The following is a 17,190-nucleotide window of genomic DNA, read 5'->3' on the forward strand; positions in this document are numbered from 1 at the left end:
ACCAGCCCGTGACCATCTCGGGACGCGAGCCCGACGCCGGACGGGGCACCCGATGACCGCCGCGCAGCGCTCCGCGCGCACCCAGCAGGCCGACGACCTGTGCCTGCGGGCCTACCGCGAGAGCTGCGGCCCGGAGGAGCGGGTGGCCCTGGTGGCGGTCGGGGGCTACGGGCGCGGGGAGCTCGCGCCGTACTCCGACCTCGATGTGGTCCTGGTCCATGACGACGACGTCGACCCCGGGGGACTGGCGGAGAAGCTCTGGTACCCGATCTGGGACTCCGGGGCCCGCCTGGACCACTCGGTGCGCTCGGTGAGCGAGATGGTCAGCACCGCCGCCGACGACCTGAAGGTCGCGCTGGGGCTGCTCGACCTGCGCCACCTCGCCGGCGACCCGAACCTCACCCTGCGCCTGCGCACCACGATGCTCGCCCAGTGGCGTCGCGACGCCCGGGAGCGGATGCCCGAGCTGCACGCCCTGGTCCAGGCCCGGCACCGGCTGCTCGGCGAGCTGGCCCACGTCTCCGTGCCGGACCTGAAGGAGGCCGAGGGCGGGCTGCGCGACGCCTGCGTGCTCAAGGGGCTGGTCGCCACCTGGCTGGTGGACGTGCCGCACGCCGAGGTCGAGCGAGGACGGCGCACCCTGCTCGACGTGCGCGACGTGCTGCACGCCCACGCCGGGCGCTCCACCGACCGGATCGGACCCGAGATGTGGGGTGATCTGGCCGCCGACCTGGGCCTGGCGGACGCCGGGGAGGTGCAGCGCCGGGTCCGTGAGGCCGGGCGCCGGGTGACTCACCTGTCCCAGCTCACCTGGAGCCGGGTGCAGGCGGTGCTGGCCCGCCCGGCCTCCGTGCGCGGAGCGCGCCGCCCCGAGCTCGTGCCCCTGGCCACCGGGGTCGCCCTCTCCCGCGGGGAGGTCGTCCTGGACGGACGGGTCGCCCCGGCCGGAGACCCGCTGCTGCTGCTGCGCGCGGCGGCCGAGGCGGCCGAACGCGACGTCGCGCTGTCCCCGACCACGGCCGCCCGGCTGGTCCGCGAGTGCCCCGACCTGCCCGAGCCGTGGCCCGCCGAGGCGAGGAGACTGCTGGTGCGCCTGCTCGCCTCCGGACCTGGGCTCCTCGCGGTCTGGGGGACGCTGGAGGAGACCGGCGCGCTGGCGCGGATCCTGCCGGAGTGGGAGCGGATCCGGCTGCTGCCGCACGCCTCGACCATCCACCGCTTCACCGTCGACCGCCACGTGGTGGAGACCTGCGTGGAGGCCTCCTCGCTGATCCGCGACGTGGCGCGGCCCGACGTGCTCCTGGTGGCCGCCTTGCTGCACGACATCGGCAAGGGCGGCCGCAACGAGCACAGCGTCGCCGGAGAGCCGATCGCGCGGCAGGCGGCAACCCGGATGGGCTTCGCCGCGGACACCGTCGAGGTGATCGCGACGCTGGTGCGCTGGCACCTGCTGCTCTCCGAGACGGCCACCACGCGCGACCCCGACGACCCGGCGACCGTCGAGCACGTCGCCCAGCGGATCACCTCGGCCGAGACCCTCTCCCTGCTGGTCGCGCTGACCGAGGCCGACGCCCGGGCGGCCTCGCCCCAGGCCTGGTCGGCGTGGCGCGCCGGACTGGTGCGCAGGCTGGCCCAGCGCACGCTGGCCGCGCTCGTCGCGCGCGCCGCGGGAGCCTCGGTGCCCCGCGTCGCCGACGAGGAGGTGCCGATCCCCGACGAGGTGCGTCGAGACCCCGGTGCGGTGGGGGTGACGGTCCAGCCGCTGGCAGACGGAGCTCGGGTGGTCGTGGTCGCGCACGACCGGGTGGGCCTGCTGGCCGACGCCGCGGCCATGCTCGCCCTGCAGCGCACCCACGTCCGGGCGGCGCGCGCCTGGGCGCAGGACCAGTACGGCGTGTCGGTGTGGGAGGTCCCCGACCAGCACCTCGACGCCACCGTGCTGCGCCAGCGCTTCGAGGCGGTCGCGGAGGGTCGGGTGGACCCTCGGGCCAGGCTGCGACCGTCCGGTCCTGAGACGCTGGACCCGACGGTGGCCGTGCGGCCCGAGGCCTCCCGTCTCGCGACGGTGCTGGAGGTCCGGGCCACCGACCGCCCCGGCGTGATGTTCCTGGTCTGCTCCGCGCTCGCGGAGCTGGACATCGCCGTGCGCTCGGCCCACGTCGACACGCTGGGGCCGCAGGCGGTCGACGTGTTCTACCTCCAGGAGAGCGGTGCCGGCGCGCTGGCCGACGACCGAGCGGCCGCCGCGGCCCACGCCGTACGCGCGGCGCTCTCGGGCGAGTCGGACCCGGGGGCCGGCGGCGGCTAGTCTTGCCTCTGGCGACCCTCACCGCACAAGGTGGTCGCCGACCGCTCGACGTCGCTCCACACCGCTGACCACAGGGGATACCCGCCTTGTTCGCAACTCTGTCCGACCGGCTCGCCGACACCTTCAAGAACCTTCGGGGGAAGGGCCGGCTCTCCGAGGCCGACATCGACGCCACCGCGCGTGAGATCCGCATCGCCCTGCTCGAGGCCGACGTGGCGCTGCCCGTGGTCAAGGAGTTCGTGGGCGCGGTCAAGGAGCGGGCCCGCGGCGAGGAGGTCAGCGGTGCGCTGAACCCCGCGCAGCAGATCGTCAAGATCGTCAACGAGGAGCTCGTCACGATCCTCGGCGGCGAGACGCGGCGCCTGCGCTACGCCAAGACCGGGCCGACCGTGATCATGCTGGCCGGCCTGCAGGGCGCGGGCAAGACCACGCTCGCCGCGAAGCTGGCGCTGTGGCTCAAGGAGCAGGGCAAGACGCCGCTGCTGGTCGCCTGCGACCTCCAGCGCCCCAACGCGGTCAACCAGCTCCAGGTCAACGGCGAGCGGGTCGGCGTGCCCGTCTTCGCTCCCGAGCCCGGCAACGGCGTCGGTGACCCGGTGTCGGTGGCGCGCTCCTCGATCGAGGAGGCCAAGCGTCGTCTGCACGACGTGGTGATCGTCGACACCGCGGGTCGTCTGGGCGTCGACGCCGAGCTGATGCAGCAGGCCGCCGACATCCGCGACGCGGTGCGCCCCGACGAGGTCCTCTACGTCGTCGACGCGATGATCGGCCAGGACGCCGTCAACACGGCGCTCGCCTTCCTCCAGGGCGTCGGCTACGACGGGGTCGTGCTGACCAAGCTGGACGGTGACGCCCGCGGTGGCGCCGCGCTGTCCATCGCCTCGATCACCGGCAAGCCGGTCATGTTCGCCTCCAACGGCGAGAAGATGACCGACTTCGACCTCTTCCACCCGGACCGGATGGCCTCGCGCATCCTGGACATGGGCGACATGATGACCCTGATCGAGCAGGCCGAGAAGGCCTTCGACCAGGAGCAGGCGATGAAGGCCGCCGCGAAGCTGAGCGGCCAGGGTGAGTTCACCCTCGACGACTTCCTCGAGCAGATGCAGCAGGTCCGCAAGCTCGGCTCGCTGTCGAAGATCATGGGGATGCTGCCCGGGATGGGGCAGTTCCGTGAGCAGCTCGAGAACTTCGACGAGCGCGAGATCGACCGGATCCAGGCGATCATCCAGTCGATGACCCCGGCCGAGCGGGCCAACCCCAAGATGATCGACGGGTCGCGACGGGCCCGGATCGCCAAGGGCTCGGGCCGGCAGGTCTCCGACGTCAACGGCCTGGTCGACCGCTTCTTCGAGGCGCGCAAGATGATGATGCAGATGGCGCGCGGCGGCGGGATGCCCGGCATGCCGGGTATGCCGGGCATGCCCGGGATGGGCGGCCCGAAGAAGGGCAAGGCCAAGTCGGCGCCCAAGAAGGCCAAGGGCAAGCGGATCTCCGGCAACCCGGCCAAGGCCGCGGAGGCCAAGAAGGCCGCCCAGACCAAGGCGGCCGAGGCGCCGAACCCCTTCGGCCTCCCGGCCGGCGAGGAGGTCGACTACGAGAAGGCCGCCGCGGCGCTCGACCTGCCCAAGGACTTCTCCAAGTTCCTGAAGTGACCCGTCTTGAAGTGAGCCGGTAGTGGCCACCGTCCTGGTCGTCGACGGCGCCAACGTCGTGGGCAGCCGTCCCGACGGCTGGTGGCGCGACCGTGCCGGAGCCGCCCGCCGCCTGCACGAGGGGCTGCTGGTCGCCTCCACGCCCCACGACGTCGTGGTGCTGGTCCTGGAGGGCGCCGCGAAGGGCGGCGTGCCTGCAGGCCGGGACGGCCACGTCCGGACCGTGCACGCGCCCCGGGACGGCGACGCGACCATCGTGGCGCAGGCCAAGGAGGCCGCCGAGCGCGGTGACCGGGTCACCGTCGTCACCGCCGACCGGATGCTGCAGGCCCGCGTCCAGGGCCTCGGAGCGATGGCGCTGGCCCCGTCCTGGTTGCTCGACCGTCTCTGAGCGGTAGCCTCCCCGGGCATGAGCGCTCCCGTCCTCCGCGTCCACGGTCCGGTCCTGCCCGACGGCGAGGTCCGCGACCTCTACGTCGTCGACGGGCGGGTCACCTACGAGCCGCAGGCCGGTGCGGAGACCGTCGCCCGGGGCTGGGTGCTGCCCGGCCTCGTCGACGCCCACAACCACCTGGGCCTCGACGACGGGGGAGCGGTCGACGACGACGAGGTCGAGCGTCAGGCGCTGGCCGACCGCGACGCCGGCGCGCTGCTGCTGCGCGACTGCGGCTCGCCCGCCGACACCCGCTGGGTGCACGAACGCGACGACCTGCCGCGGCTGGTGCGCGCCGGGCGCCACCTGGCCCGGACCCGGCGCTACATCCGCAACTACGGCCTCGAGATCGAGCCCGAGGAGCTCCCCGCCCGGGCGGCCGAGCAGGCCCGTGCCGGCGACGGCTGGGTCAAGCTGGTGGGCGACTGGATCTCGCGCGAGGAGGGCGACCTGGCTCCGTCGTTCCCGGCCGAGGCCTTCGCCGCGGCGATCGCGGCCGCGCACGCCGAGGGGGCCCGGGTGACCGCGCACTGCTTCGGTCGAGACGTCCTCCCGGGGCTCCTCGACGCGGGCATCGACTGCATCGAGCACGGCACCGGCCTCGGGCTCGACCAGGTGGAGCGGATGGCCTCCGCCGGGGTCGCGCTGGTGCCGACGGTGATGCAGACCGCGAAGTTCCCGGGCTTCGCCGAGGCCGGGGCCGAGCGGTTCCCGGCCTACGCCGCGACCATGGAGGAGCTCTACGCGCAGCGCCGCGAGGTGCTGATGAGCGCCTGGGAGGCGGGCGTGGCGCTGTACGTGGGCAGCGACGGGGGCGGCCCGTCCCGGCACGGTCACCTGGCCGGCGAGGTGCTGGCGATGGTCGAGCTGGGCCTGCCCGCCGCGGACGTCGTCGCCGCGGCGTCATGGCGGGCCCGCGAGTGGCTCGGCTTCGAGGCCACCCTCGCGGAGGGGGCCCCGGCCGACCTCGTCGTGCTCGAGCGCGACCCCGTCGCGGATCCGAGCGTGCTCTACTCGCCGAGCCGGGTGATCCTGCGCGGCCGGGTGGTGGCCTAGCCCGGTTCGGGAGCCGCCGTGGGGGACTCCTCCGGCGGGGCCGGCGGGGCCGGCTGGACCAGCCGGTAGCGGGACCGCGGCCGGACCTCGACCCAGCGCGGCGCCTCCGGCTGCTCGCCGATCCGGTTCAGCAGGTTCTCCATCATCGCGTCGATCCAGTCGCGGTCGTGGAAGGGCTGGGTGCGGGAGTTGGCCTCGGTCTCGCCGCGCAGCTGCAGCGCGAGGTAACGGGCCGTGCGGGTGCGGGTCCCCGAGTAGAGCATCAGCTGGAGCAGGTCGAACTGCCGGGAGTTGAGGTCGACGAGGCGGTCGTCGACGACCACCAGGGCGCGGGCGGGGTTGATCCGCAGGCCGTTGAACTCCACCCAGCTGCCGACGAAGCGCATCCCGAGCCCGAGCATCCCGTTGCGCCCGTCCTCGCCCTGCTCGTCCTCGTCTGGATCCGCCTCGTCGCCGGAGGCCTCCGGCGCGGGGTCGCAGGGCGCGACGCTGTCGGGTCGCGCACCCGCGCGCACCTGCTGGTGGTACGCCGAGCGCTCGGGGTCCTCCTCGGCCACGGCCCAGGCCGTCGCAGCGGGCTCGGCGGGCTCGGCGGACACCTCGGCGACCGGGCGCCGGGCGACCGCGGCCAGCCGGGCCTGCAGCTCCCGGGGCCGGATCGGCTTGGGGACGTAGTCGTCGGCCCCGGCGTCGAAGCCCGCCAGGATGTCCTGCTCGGCGGAGCGGCTGCTGATGATGACGATGTAGGTGCCGCTGAACTCGCGGATCCTCCGGGTCGCCTCCAGCCCGTCCATCCCCGGCATCGAGATGTCGATGGTGGCCAGGGCCGGGCGGTGCAGCAGAGCCAGCGCCATGCCGTCGGCGCCGTTGGTGGCGGTAAGGACGGAGAACCCGGCCTGCGTAAGGACCACGTCGAGGAGATCGGCGGTGTCCTCGTCGTCCTCTACGACCAGTGCCACGGGCGCGGGGGACGGGGCCGGGGCAATTGCCATGGCCACAGCATCGGCGGTCTCGGCGGCGATCTGAGAGGTCACGACGCAGCAGTCTCCTTCTGGCGAGGCTCGCCGGTGGCGTAGCGGACGGCGGTGAGCACGAGCAGCAGCAGTCCCGAGGCGCCCAGCACGAGCGGGACGAGCACGGCGGCGGCGATGCCGCCCAGCAGCGCCGCGATCCGGGGGGCGGGCCCGATCTCGACCTCCGTCCTGCCAGGTCCGCTCGCGGTCTCCGTGCAGGCGACCTCGAGCTCGCCCGAACCGGGGTCGAAGCGATGCAGCGCGAGCCAGCTGGCGGACCCGACGCTCCGAGTCATCCTCGCGCCCGGCGGGCGCAGGGCGACGGCCTCGCCGGTGGCGGCGTCGGTCACCGTGCACCGGGGTCGGGGACGCGAGGTGTCGTACCAGAGCATCCGGTCCCGGTCGGTGGCCACGCTCACGGCATGGGCCCGGCCGTCGACCGGGACCGCGGTGTCGGTCCGGACGAGTCCGAGCAGCGTCCAGACCAGCAGACCCAAGCCGCAGAGCGCGCCGGCCACCACCAGCGCCCCGCCCACCGCGAACCACCACGCACTCGGACGCGCCGGGCGCGCCGGAGCGGGGAACGGCGCCCAGGGCGGAGGGGGCGGCCCCGCCGGGGGGAGAGGTGGTGAAGGCGTGCTCATGGCGTCATGATGGCGTGCAACGCGGTCCCGCGTGGGGCTTCCGGGGGCGGGATTTCCGAGGGCCGTGCGACATCTGGCACAATGACGGGCTGAGTCCTGTACTGACGGTCCCTCTCAACCGGCAGTGCAGCGCCCATGGAGGACGACCGCTTGGTCCCCACCCTGTCCGGGAGTTCTCACCCACCACAATTTCCGAGGAGACACCACAAACGTGGCCGTCAAGATTCGTTTGAAGCGCCTGGGCAAGATCCGAGTGCCGCAGTACCGCATCGTCGTCGTCGACGCACGCAAGAAGCGCGACGGCAAGGTGATCGAGGAGATCGGCAAGTACCACCCCAAGGAGGACCCCTCGTACATCGAGGTCGTCTCCGAGCGGGCGCAGTACTGGCTGGGCGTCGGCGCGCAGCCGAGCGAGGCCGTCGCCGCCATCCTCAAGATCACCGGTGACTGGCAGACCTTCAAGGGTCTCCCCGGCACCGAGGGCACCCTGAAGGTCGCCGAGCCGAAGCGCGACAAGCTCGACATCTTCAACGAGGCGCTCGCCGAGGCCCACAGCTCCGCCAAGGGTGACGCGGTCACCAAGAAGTCTGAGAAGCCGGCCGCCAAGAAGGCGGACAAGGCTGACAAGGCTGACAAGGCGGACAAGGCTGACAAGGCCGAGGAGAAGCCCGCCGAGGCTGCTGCCGAGACTGAGAGCACCGAGGCCTGAGCATGATGCTCGCCGAGGCGCTCGAGCACCTGGTCCGCGGAGTCGTCGACAATCCCGACGACGTCTCGGTCCAGGACAAGCAGCTGCGCCGCGGATCGCTCCTCGAGGTCCGGGTGCACCCCGACGACCTGGGGAAGGTCATCGGCCGCAACGGCCGGACGGCCACCGCCTTCCGCACGGTGATCTCCGCGTTGGCCGGTCGGGGCGGTGCCCGGATCGACTTCGTGGACGTGGACCGGCGCCGCTGAGGCTCGTCCGCGACAGAATGGGTGTCGTCCCTCACCGGGGCGGCACCCATTCGGCGTCCCACGGGGGAGACGCCCGCACGTCACATTCATGCCGGGGCCGCGGGCCCCGGCTTCGAGAGAGGGAACCTGCGTGGAGCGCTCCGGGTCGGATCAGGACACGATCGAGGTCGTGGTGGGCCGCATCGGCAAGCCGCACGGCCTGCGCGGCGAGGTCACCGTCGACGTCCGCACCGACGAGCCCGCCCGGCGGTTCGCGACCGGCGCCACGCTGAGGGCCCAGCCGCCCGCCGGCTCCGCCTCGCCGCTGCGCTCTCTGACGGTCACCGGGTCGCGGTGGCACCAGCAGGTGCTGCTGCTGACCTTCGCGGAGATCGGGGACCGCAACGCGGCCGAGGCCGCGCGCGGGATCGTGCTCTACGCCGACCTGCCGCTCGACGCCCGGCCCGAGGACCCCGAGGAGTTCTACGACCACCAGCTCATCGGGCTGGCCGCCCACGACGTCTCGGGCGCCCTCCTGGGGGAGGTCACGGCCGTGGCCCACGGCGCCGCCCAGGACCTGCTCACGGTCAGGACGCCCGAGGGTCGTGAGGCTCTGGTCCCGTTCGTCGCCCAGCTCGTGCCCGAGGTCGACCTGGACGCTCGGCGGGTGGTCATCGCGGACCGACCGGGGCTGGTGAGCCCCTTCCCCGACGACGAGGACGGCGACTGAGTGCGCATCGACATCGTCTCGATCTTCCCCGACTACCTCGCGCCGCTGGAGCTGTCCCTGGCGGGGCGGGCGCGGGCCAGCGGCCTGCTGGACATCCAGGTCCACGACCTGCGCGAGTGGGCGCACGACCGGCACCGGACCGTGGACGACACCCCCTACGGCGGCGGCGCAGGCATGGTGATGAAGCCGGGCCCGTGGGGCGAGGCGCTGGACGACCTGGGGCTCGACGACGCGACGCTGGTGGTGCCGACCCCCTCCGGCCAGCCGCTCACCCAGGCCCTGGCCCGCGAGCTGGCCCAGCGACGGCACCTGATCTTCGCCTGTGGGCGCTACGAGGGCATCGACCAGCGCGTCATCGACCACGCCGCCACCCGCACCGAGGTGCGCGAGATCTCGATCGGCGACTACGTCCTGAACGGCGGAGAGGTGGCGGCGCTGGCCATCACCGAGGCGGTGGTGCGGCTGATCCCGGGGTTCATGGGCAACCCCGCCTCCCTGCTGGAGGAGTCGCACGAGGACGGGCTGCTGGAGTACCCCGTCTACACGAAGCCGGCCACCTGGCGCGAGCTCGACGTGCCGGCCGTGCTGATGGGCGGCAACCACGGCGCCATCACGCGGTGGCGCCACGAGCAGGCGCTGCGCCGCACCGCCGAGCGACGCCCCGACCTGGCGCACCCGGCCGCGGCGCTGAGCGTCGCCGACGTGTCCGGGTGGCTGCGCCCGGCCGCCCGCGGTGACGCCGGGGAGCTGATGGTGCTCCAGCGCGCGTGCCTGGTCCAGGACCTGCTCGACGACCCCGACGCGCCCCGCGCGGCACTCCACGAGAGCCTCGACGACGTACGCCGCGGCCTCGAGCAGTGGCAGACCTGGGTGCTGCACTGCGAGGGCCGGCTGGTCGGTGCCGTCCGCGCCCGGCTGGACGGCTCCGCCTGGCTCATCGGCCGGCTGCTCGTGGTGCCCGACCTGCAGGGGCGGGGGATCGGGCGGACCCTGCTGGGCCACGCCGAGGACGCCGCGGCGCCCGCCGCCACGTCGTACGAGCTGTGCGTCGGGGCCGGGAGCGAGGCAGTCGTCCGCTTCGCCCGCCGGGTCGGCTACCGGCCCGCCGGCCGGTCGCCGGCCGGGACGCCGAGGCTGGTGAAGCGGCGCGCCCGCGGCTGATCGCCCCCACGCGGCCACGGGGCGGCGGCCACCGGATTGGCTGACGCGTCCCTGACTGTGGCAGACTCTATCCTCGGCCCAGTCGGCCGAAGGGCAGCTCCGGGATCACGCACGGGGTGTCCGCGTCTGTTCTCCTGCCACAGGGGGAGTCGACGCCGCCGGCCACCCGTACCGGGCCTTCTCGTTCGAACCGATTTCGCGGTTGGCCTGTGGCATCCGTGAGGAGCAGACATGAGCAACGTCATTGCCGAGCTCGGCAACGCGCAGAAGCGCGCCGACGTCCCGGACTTCCGCGCCGGCGACACCATCAAGGTCCACGTCAAGGTCGTCGAGGGCAACCGCGCCCGCGTCCAGATCTTCCAGGGCGTCGTGATCCGCGTCCAGGGCTCGGGCGTCGGCCGCACCTTCACCGTGCGCAAGGTCTCGTTCGGCGTCGGCGTCGAGCGCACCTTCCCGCTGAACTCCCCGATCTTCGAGCAGATCGAGGTCGTGACCCGCGGTGACGTGCGTCGCGCGAAGCTGTACTACCTGCGCAACCTGCGCGGCAAGAAGGCGAAGATCAAGGAGCGCCGCGAGGCCTGAGCCTCGGCTCATCCGCCCTGTGGCTACGCTCTGCGCGTGACTCCCGAAGACCGCGATCCCGCTCCCCACGTCGAGACCGACGAGGAGCCGGGGTCGCGGTCTTCGCGTTCGGGCAGCCCCGCGGCCGCGAAGACGCGCAAGGCGCTGCCGCTGTGGCAGGAGACGATCCTGCTGCTGGTCACCGCGCTGGTGCTCGCGGTGGCGATCAAGGCGCTGTTCCTGCAGGCCTTCTACATCCCCTCGCAGTCGATGGAGCCCGGGCTGGTCAAGAACGACCGGATCCTGGTGCAGAAGCCCTCCTACTGGGCAGGCGGCACCCCGCAGCGCGGTGACGTCGTGGTCTTCGAGGACCCCGGCGGCTGGCTCAACGACGTCGAGTCGGCCGGTCCCACCAACCCGTTGGCCAAGCTGATGGCCACCATCGGGCTGTACCCCTCGGGTGGACACCTGGTGAAGCGGGTGATCGGCGTGGAGGGCGACGTCATCGAGTGCTGCGACAAGCAGGGCCGCCTGAAGATCAACGGCGTCGCGATCGATGAGTCCGGCTTCACCAAGGAGGGCTCGACCGCGCAGTGCGCCGGGCCGATGAAGTCCTCGTGCAACTGGAAGGCCGGGCCGGTCCCGGAGGACCACATCTTCGTGATGGGCGACAACCGCGACCACTCGGCGGACTCCTCCTTCCACATGTGCGCGCGCCCCGACGAGGTCAGCGACTGCGTGCCCGGCGACGAGTTCATCGACGAGGACCTGGTCGTCGGCAAGGTGTTCGCGCTGGTGTGGCCGCGCGACCACTGGGACTGGCTGGACCGGCCCGACGCCTTCGCGGACGTGCCCGACGCCCAGTGAGGACCTGGTCTCGTGAGTGAGCTGCCTCGGGGCCTGACCGTACGGCGCGACGCCGGCCTGTACGGCTACGAGCGGGCGCTGCGCCGGGTCGGCATCGAGCCGATCGCGGGCGTCGACGAGGCGGGCCGCGGTGCCTGCGCGGGCCCCCTGGTCGCGGGCGCGGCGATCCTGGCGCCCGGCAAGGGGGGCGTCATCCCGGGGCTGGCCGACTCCAAGCTGCTCACCGCGCGGGCCCGGGAGCGCTGCTACGACGAGGTCGTGAAGCGGGCGGTGGCCTGGTCGGTGGTGGTGATCGGGCCGCAGGAGTGCGACCGTCTCGGCATGCACGTGGCCAACATCGAGGCGCTGCGCCGGGCGGTCGCCCTGCTCGAGGTCCGCCCGGCCTACGTGTTGACCGACGGCTTCGGGGTGGACGGACTCGGGGTCCCGGGGCTGGCGGTGTGGAAGGGGGATCGGGTGGCGGCCTGCATCGCGGCGGCCTCGGTGCTCGCCAAGGTCACCCGCGACCGGATCATGTGCGAGCTCGACGTCGAGTACCCGGCGTACGACTTCAAGACCCACAAGGGCTACATCACCGACGTGCACACCGCGGCGCTGACCGAGCACGGGCCCTGCGAGGTGCACCGCAGGCGCTTCGTCAACGTGCGCCGAGCGGCGGGCCTGGAACCGGGCGAGGACTGTGGGATGCTCGGTAGTCCGCCGGTCGCGCCGGCGAGCGCGCCATGTCCACCCGCCATACGTTCTGTCCAGGAGTCGCGATGAGTGCCGAGGATCTCGAGAAGTACGAGACCGAGATGGAGCTCAACCTCTACCGCGAGTACCGCGACGTGGTCGGGATCTTCAAGTACGTCGTCGAGACTGATCGCCGCTTCTACCTGTGCAACCAGGTGGACGTGAAGGCGCGCACCGAGGTCGGCGACGTCTTCTTCGAGGTGTCGATGAGCGACGCCTGGGTGTGGGACATGTACCGCCCCGCGCGGTTCGCCAAGAACGTCAAGGTGCTGACGTTCAAGGACGTGAACGTCGAGGAGCTCGCGCCCTCGGAGATCGACCCGCCGAAGGTGTAGCCAGCCGGCCGGCGAGACCACCTGGTGTCCACAGGGGTCGAGCCGCCCGGATTCCTCCACAGGCCCCGGCACGCAGCCGCCGTTCGCCTCGTCCTGGCGCCACGCTGGGTCGAGGAGGTCGACATGACACTTTCGGCATCGGCGGCGCGCAGGCTCGCGCTCGGCAACTACGGCGAGACGCTGGCGGCCCGGCACCTGCGCGCGCAGGGCATGGTCGTGCTGGACCGCAACTGGTCGTGCGAGGCGGGCGAGATCGATCTCGTCCTGCGCGACGGCGATGTGCTGGTGATCTGCGAGGTCAAGACGCGCACCTCGCTCGACTACGGCGGCCCGCTGGAGGCGGTCAACGAGGTCAAGCTGCGCAGGCTGCGCCGGCTGGGCGCCCGGTGGCTGCAGGAGCACCGGCTCCAGGCGGTCGAGGTCCGCTTCGACATGGTCGGCATCGTCCGGCCGCGTCGCGGGCCCTCGGTGATCGAGCACGTGCGGGGGATCGGCTGATGCCCTTCGCCACCGCCCACACCGTCTCGTTGCAGGGGGCGCTGGGACACCTCATCGACGTGCAGTCCGACGTCTCCCCGGGCATGGTCGGCACCACGCTCGTGGGGCGCGTCGACTCGGCCCTCAACGAGGCCCGCGACCGCTGCCGGATGGCGGTGTCCAACAGCCACTTCCCGTGGCCGGTCACCCGGCGCGTGACGATCCTGCTCTCACCGGCCGACCTGCCCAAGCGCGGCACCCACTTCGACCTCGCGATCGCGGTCTCCGTCCTCGCCGCCGCGGGCGAGGTACCGCGCGCGTCCCTGGCCCAGACGGTGTTCCTCGGCGAGCTCACCCTCGACGGCGGCCTGCGCTCGGTGCCCGGGGTGCTGCCGATGGTGCTGGCCGCCTCGGCCCGCGGGATCGCCCGGGTGTTCGTGCCCGAGCCGCAGGCCCGGGAGGCGGCGATGGTGCCGGGGATGTCGGTGTTCGGGATGCGCTCGCTGGCGCAGGTGGTGGCCGAGCTGCGCGGCACGGAGGTCCCCGAGGCCGCGCCGGTGGCGCCGATGTCGGGCAACCGCCTGCTGACGTGGCGCGGCCAGGACCGGATGGGCGAGCTCGACCTCGCCGACCTCGTCGGCATGCACGACGCCCGCTACGCGGTGGAGGTGGCGGCCGCCGGCGGGCACCACCTGCTGCTCTCCGGGCCCAAGGGCGCGGGCAAGACCACGCTGGCGGAGCGGATCCCCGGCATCCTTCCCGACCTGAGCCCGGAGGAGTCCCTGGAGATCACCGCCATCCACTCGCTGGCCGGTGCGCTGGAGCCCGGCGACGACATGATCGTCCGGCCGCCGTTCTTCGCCCCCCATCACAGTGCGAGCAAGGCAGGGCTGCTCGGTGGCGGCTCGGGCCGGGTCCGCCCCGGCGACGTCAGCAGGGCCCACTGCGGGGTGCTGTTCCTCGATGAGTTCCCGCTGTTCAACGCCGACGTCATCGAGGCGCTGCGCCAGCCGCTGGAGAGCGGGGAGGTGACGATCTCGCGCGGCGAGGAGTCGGCGACCTTCCCGGCCCGGGGCATGGTCGTGCTGGCGTGCAACCCCTGCCCGTGCGGCGACTTCCACCCCACGGCCAGCGAGAACCGCTGCACCTGCACCGAGGTGCGCCGGCGCGACTACCGGCGCAAGATCACCGGCCCCCTCGCCGACCGCATCGACATCGTGCGCCACGTCCTGCCGGTGCGCCCGCACGAGGCCCGTGACCCGTTCGCGGAGCGGGAGTCCTCGGCCTGCGTGCTGGAGCGCGTGGAGCGGGCGCGCGAGCGCCAGCACCGGCGCTACGCCGGGCGGACCTGGCGGCTGAACGCGCACGCGCCCGGGCCGGTGCTGCGCGAACGGTGGCCGCTGACCCCGCAGGCGCAGGAGCGCCTCGACGACGAGATGTACGCCGGGCGGCTGAGCAGGCGGGGGGCCACCCGAGTGCACCGGCTCTCCTGGACGGTCACCGACCTGCGGGAGCTCGACCAACCCGGGATCGCCGAGCTCGTGACGGCGCTGTGCCTGCGCAGTGGGGACCCGCTCGCGCTGGCCAGCCTGGAGAGGGCGACCCGATGAGCGGGGCGCCGGACGCCGAGCGGCTGGCCCGCGTGGCGCTCAACCGGATCACCGAGCCGGGTGACCCGCGGCTGATCGCGCTGGTCGCGGAGGTGGGCGCCGTGCGGGTGCACGACCACCTGGCCGCGGAGCGCGACCTCGGGGGCCTGCTCAGCGACACCGCGGCGCGGATGGCCGAGGTCGATCCGCGCCGCGAGCTGGACCAGGCCGCCCGCCTCGGCATCCGCTTCGTGGTCCCCGGCGACGCCGAGTGGCCGACGCGCCTGGAGGACCTCCTGGGCGCGGAGCCGCTGCACCAGCGCGGCGGGCCCCCGCTCGGGCTGTGGGTCCGGGGCCCGATCCGGCTCGACCAGCTCGAGCGGTCGGTCTCGATCGTGGGCTCCCGCTCGGCCACCACCTACGGGGCGGACACGGCGGCCGAGATCGCCTCGGTGGTCGCGCGGGCCGGGCACTGCGTCGTGTCCGGGGCCGCGTTCGGCATCGACCAGGCCGCCCACCGCGGCGCGCTGGCCGGTGGGGGACCGACGGTGGCCGTGCTCGCCTGCGGCGCCGACCGGGTCTATCCGGCGGCCCACCGCCAGCTGCTCGCGCACCTGGGCGAGCACGGGGCGATCGTCTCGGAGGCACCACCGGGCTGTGCCCCGACGCGCGTCCGCTTCCTGGCCCGCAACCGGATCATCGCGGCCCTCACCGCCGGCACGGTGGTGGTGGAGGCGGCGCTGCGCAGCGGCGCGCTCAACACCGCCAACTGGGCGGAGCGTCTGCTCAGGCCGGTGATGGGCGTGCCGGGTCCCGTCACCAGCGCCCCCTCCCAGGGCGTGCACCAGCTGATCCGCAGCGCAGCGGCGACGCTGGTGACCAGCGGCCAGGAGGTGCTGGAGCAGGTCGGGGGAGCGGGCGAGCATCTCGTGGAGGTGGCGCGGGCACCGGCGCGGGCCCGGGACCGGCTCAGCACGCGTCAGCTGCAGACGCTCGACGCCGTGCCGGTGGTGAGCGGCGCGCCGGTGGACTCGATCGCCCGCACGGCCGGCATCGGGCTGGTCGAGGTCCGCGCGACCCTGGGCGCCCTGGCCAGGCTGGGGCTGGTCGAGCAGTCCGGGGTCGGCTGGCGGCTCGCGGACGCGGCGCGGTGACTCGCGGCGCCCTATGCTGGGCCGATGGCCGAGGACGAGGACCTGCCCGAGCCGATGGCCCGGGCGCTGGGGGACTACGAGCGGCACCTGGCCTCCGAGCGGGACCTCACCCCGCACACGGTGCGCGCCTACATGGCCGACGTGGCCGGGCTGCTGCGCCACGCGGCGCGAATGGGGCTGGTGGAGGTCTCCGACCTCGACCTGCGCACGCTGCGCAGCTGGCTCGCGCTGCAGCAGAGCACGGGCAAGTCCCGCACGACCATCTCGCGTCGTGCCACGGCCGCTCGCGTGTTCACCGCCTGGGCCGCCCGCACCGGGCGGGCCGCGACGGACGCCGGCTCCTCGCTGCGCTCACCGAAGGCACACCGGACCCTGCCCCCGGTGCTGCGCCCCGACGAGGCGAGCGGGCTGCTCGAAGCGGCCATCACCCTCGTCGACGCCGGTCCCACCGGCCTGCGCGACGTCGCCATGCTGGAGCTCCTCTACGCCACCGGCATCCGGGTCGGCGAGCTCGTCGGGCTCGACGTGAACCACGTGGACCGCGAGCGCAACGTGGTGCGGGTGCTGGGCAAGGGGCGCAAGGAGCGCAGCGTCCCGTTCGGGCAGCCGGCCGCGACCGCGCTGGATGAGTGGATCGCCCGCGGGCGACCTGAGCTGAGCGGGGACGGATCCGGGGACGCGCTCTTCCTCGGGGTGCGCGGGCGGCGCATCGACCAGCGCGCCGTGCGCACCCTGGTGCACCGGCGCATCGCGGAGGTGGCCGGGGCGCCCGACATCGGCCCCCACGGCCTGCGTCACAGCGCCGCCACCCACCTGCTCGAGGGCGGGGCGGACCTGCGCTCGGTGCAGGAGATCCTGGGCCACTCCTCGCTGGCCACCACGCAGATCTACACCCACGTCACGACCGATCGTCTGCGCCGGGCCTACCAGCAGGCTCACCCCAGGGCCTGAGCCAGCCAGTCGGCGTAGGGCAGCGGGAGGCGCCAGGACGGCAGCGGCGAGCTCTCCCGCGGCGCCGCGGGCACGGGGGAGTCGCCCCACAGTGGCAGCAGCCGCACCGGCTGGCCACCGACCAGCAGCAGCGGGTCGAGGTAGGTCCGGTCGCGGATCCAGCCCCAGTGCAGGCAGGCGCGCGGGAAGCAGTGGGAGCCCGCCAGCTCCAGGGTCCCGATCCGCCTCCCCGCCGCCACCACGTCGCCGACCGCGACCGAGGCCTGCACCGGCTCGTAGGTCGTGCGGGTCTCGCCGTGGTCCACGGTGACCACGCCACGACCGGCCAGCCGGCCGGCGTACGCCACGCGTCCCGGCAGCGCCGCGACGACCGGCTGGGCCAGTGAGCCCGCCAGGTCGACGCCGCGGTGGCCGGGCCCCCATGCGGAGTCCGGTGGGCGGAAGGCCGCGGTGACCTCGGGCTCGGGCCGCAGCGGCCAGACTCCCCGCCCGACCAGGTCGGAGGGCGCCTCGCCCTGGGCCCCGGCAGGAGCCCCCACGAGCAGCATCAGCAACAGCGGCACGAGGATCCAGGAACGACGCATGACC

The 17,190-nt window shown here is 73.6% G+C and carries 19 protein-coding genes; 16 read left to right on the plus strand and 3 right to left on the minus strand.

Annotated elements, in window-relative coordinates; genetic code table 11:
- Nucleotides 1-52 precede the first annotated feature (52 nt).
- From AC6EI4_RS13255 to AC6EI4_RS13270, 4 genes are all read left to right on the plus strand, one after another.
- The gene (locus AC6EI4_RS13255) at nucleotides 53-2,308 is read left to right on the plus strand and encodes a [protein-PII] uridylyltransferase (RefSeq protein ID WP_498422032.1); all 2,256 of its coding nucleotides are present in this window, start codon (nucleotides 53-55) and stop codon (nucleotides 2,306-2,308) included.
- Between the two features lie 86 nt (nucleotides 2,309-2,394).
- Nucleotides 2,395-3,963 (plus strand): signal recognition particle protein, encoded by a 1,569-nt coding sequence (gene ffh, locus AC6EI4_RS13260; RefSeq protein ID WP_498422030.1) that lies wholly within the window; start codon nucleotides 2,395-2,397, stop codon nucleotides 3,961-3,963.
- 22 nt (nucleotides 3,964-3,985) lie between these two features.
- Entirely contained in the window at nucleotides 3,986-4,354 is a 369-nt protein-coding gene (locus tag AC6EI4_RS13265; protein ID WP_498422027.1) for a hypothetical protein, read from the plus strand.
- Nucleotides 4,355-4,372: 18 nt separating this feature from the next.
- Nucleotides 4,373-5,452: an amidohydrolase family protein gene (locus AC6EI4_RS13270; protein WP_498422024.1), complete on the plus strand. Its 1,080-nt coding sequence runs from the start codon at nucleotides 4,373-4,375 to the stop codon at nucleotides 5,450-5,452.
- Here the strand turns inward: AC6EI4_RS13270 and AC6EI4_RS13275 are convergent.
- Both AC6EI4_RS13275 and AC6EI4_RS13280 read right to left on the minus strand, forming a co-directional pair.
- A complete protein-coding gene (locus AC6EI4_RS13275; RefSeq protein ID WP_498451738.1) occupies nucleotides 5,449-6,444 on the minus strand; it encodes a response regulator in 996 nt (331 codons plus the stop codon). The two genes, AC6EI4_RS13270 and AC6EI4_RS13275, sit on opposite strands and share 4 nt — an antisense overlap.
- Nucleotides 6,445-6,482: 38 nt before the next feature.
- Nucleotides 6,483-7,109, minus strand: a complete 627-nt coding sequence (locus AC6EI4_RS13280; protein WP_498422018.1) for a hypothetical protein — start codon at nucleotides 7,107-7,109, stop codon at nucleotides 6,483-6,485.
- 211 nt (nucleotides 7,110-7,320) lie between these two features.
- On the opposite strand from AC6EI4_RS13280, the gene rpsP reads away from it, so the two are divergent.
- From rpsP to AC6EI4_RS13340, 12 genes are all read left to right on the plus strand, one after another.
- Entirely contained in the window at nucleotides 7,321-7,818 is a 498-nt protein-coding gene (gene rpsP / locus AC6EI4_RS13285; RefSeq protein WP_498451739.1) for a 30S ribosomal protein S16, read from the plus strand.
- Nucleotides 7,819-7,823: 5 nt separating this feature from the next.
- On the plus strand, nucleotides 7,824-8,066 hold the full coding sequence (locus tag AC6EI4_RS13290; RefSeq protein ID WP_498422269.1) for an RNA-binding protein: 243 nt from the start codon (nucleotides 7,824-7,826) through the stop codon (nucleotides 8,064-8,066).
- 130 nt (nucleotides 8,067-8,196) lie between these two features.
- A complete protein-coding gene (gene rimM, locus AC6EI4_RS13295; protein WP_498422014.1) occupies nucleotides 8,197-8,775 on the plus strand; it encodes a ribosome maturation factor RimM in 579 nt (192 codons plus the stop codon).
- Nucleotides 8,776-9,936, plus strand: coding sequence for a tRNA (guanosine(37)-N1)-methyltransferase TrmD (gene trmD / locus AC6EI4_RS13300; protein WP_498451740.1), 1,161 nt, complete (start codon nucleotides 8,776-8,778; stop codon nucleotides 9,934-9,936).
- Nucleotides 9,937-10,167: 231 nt separating this feature from the next.
- Nucleotides 10,168-10,518, plus strand: a complete 351-nt coding sequence (gene rplS, locus AC6EI4_RS13305; RefSeq protein ID WP_498422009.1) for a 50S ribosomal protein L19 — start codon at nucleotides 10,168-10,170, stop codon at nucleotides 10,516-10,518.
- A gap of 36 nt (nucleotides 10,519-10,554) precedes the next feature.
- Nucleotides 10,555-11,364, plus strand: coding sequence for a signal peptidase I (gene lepB / locus AC6EI4_RS13310; RefSeq protein WP_498451741.1), 810 nt, complete (start codon nucleotides 10,555-10,557; stop codon nucleotides 11,362-11,364).
- A 12-nt stretch (nucleotides 11,365-11,376) separates the two neighbouring features.
- Nucleotides 11,377-12,126 (plus strand): ribonuclease HII, encoded by a 750-nt coding sequence (locus tag AC6EI4_RS13315; RefSeq protein ID WP_498422006.1) that lies wholly within the window; start codon nucleotides 11,377-11,379, stop codon nucleotides 12,124-12,126.
- Complete coding sequence (locus tag AC6EI4_RS13320) at nucleotides 12,123-12,431, plus strand: DUF2469 domain-containing protein (protein ID WP_460798039.1); 309 nt, start codon at nucleotides 12,123-12,125, stop codon at nucleotides 12,429-12,431. Before AC6EI4_RS13315 ends, AC6EI4_RS13320 begins: the two co-directional genes overlap by 4 nt.
- 123 nt (nucleotides 12,432-12,554) lie before the next feature.
- Nucleotides 12,555-12,929, plus strand: a complete 375-nt coding sequence (locus tag AC6EI4_RS13325; protein ID WP_498422004.1) for a YraN family protein — start codon at nucleotides 12,555-12,557, stop codon at nucleotides 12,927-12,929.
- A complete protein-coding gene (locus AC6EI4_RS13330) occupies nucleotides 12,929-14,518 on the plus strand; it encodes a YifB family Mg chelatase-like AAA ATPase (RefSeq protein WP_498451742.1) in 1,590 nt (529 codons plus the stop codon). Before AC6EI4_RS13325 ends, AC6EI4_RS13330 begins: the two co-directional genes overlap by 1 nt.
- The gene (dprA, locus tag AC6EI4_RS13335; RefSeq protein WP_498451743.1) at nucleotides 14,515-15,651 is read left to right on the plus strand and encodes a DNA-processing protein DprA; all 1,137 of its coding nucleotides are present in this window, start codon (nucleotides 14,515-14,517) and stop codon (nucleotides 15,649-15,651) included. The genes AC6EI4_RS13330 and dprA overlap by 4 nt, the downstream gene beginning before the upstream one ends.
- 24 nt (nucleotides 15,652-15,675) lie before the next feature.
- Nucleotides 15,676-16,602, plus strand: coding sequence for a tyrosine recombinase XerC (locus AC6EI4_RS13340; protein ID WP_498451744.1), 927 nt, complete (start codon nucleotides 15,676-15,678; stop codon nucleotides 16,600-16,602).
- Here the strand turns inward: AC6EI4_RS13340 and AC6EI4_RS13345 are convergent.
- On the minus strand, nucleotides 16,587-17,186 hold the full coding sequence (locus tag AC6EI4_RS13345; protein WP_498451745.1) for a M23 family metallopeptidase: 600 nt from the start codon (nucleotides 17,184-17,186) through the stop codon (nucleotides 16,587-16,589). The genes AC6EI4_RS13340 and AC6EI4_RS13345 overlap by 16 nt on opposite strands.
- Between the last annotated feature and the right edge of the window lie 4 nt (nucleotides 17,187-17,190).

The sequence above is a fragment of the Nocardioides sp. Z43_10 genome (genome assembly GCF_059766615.1).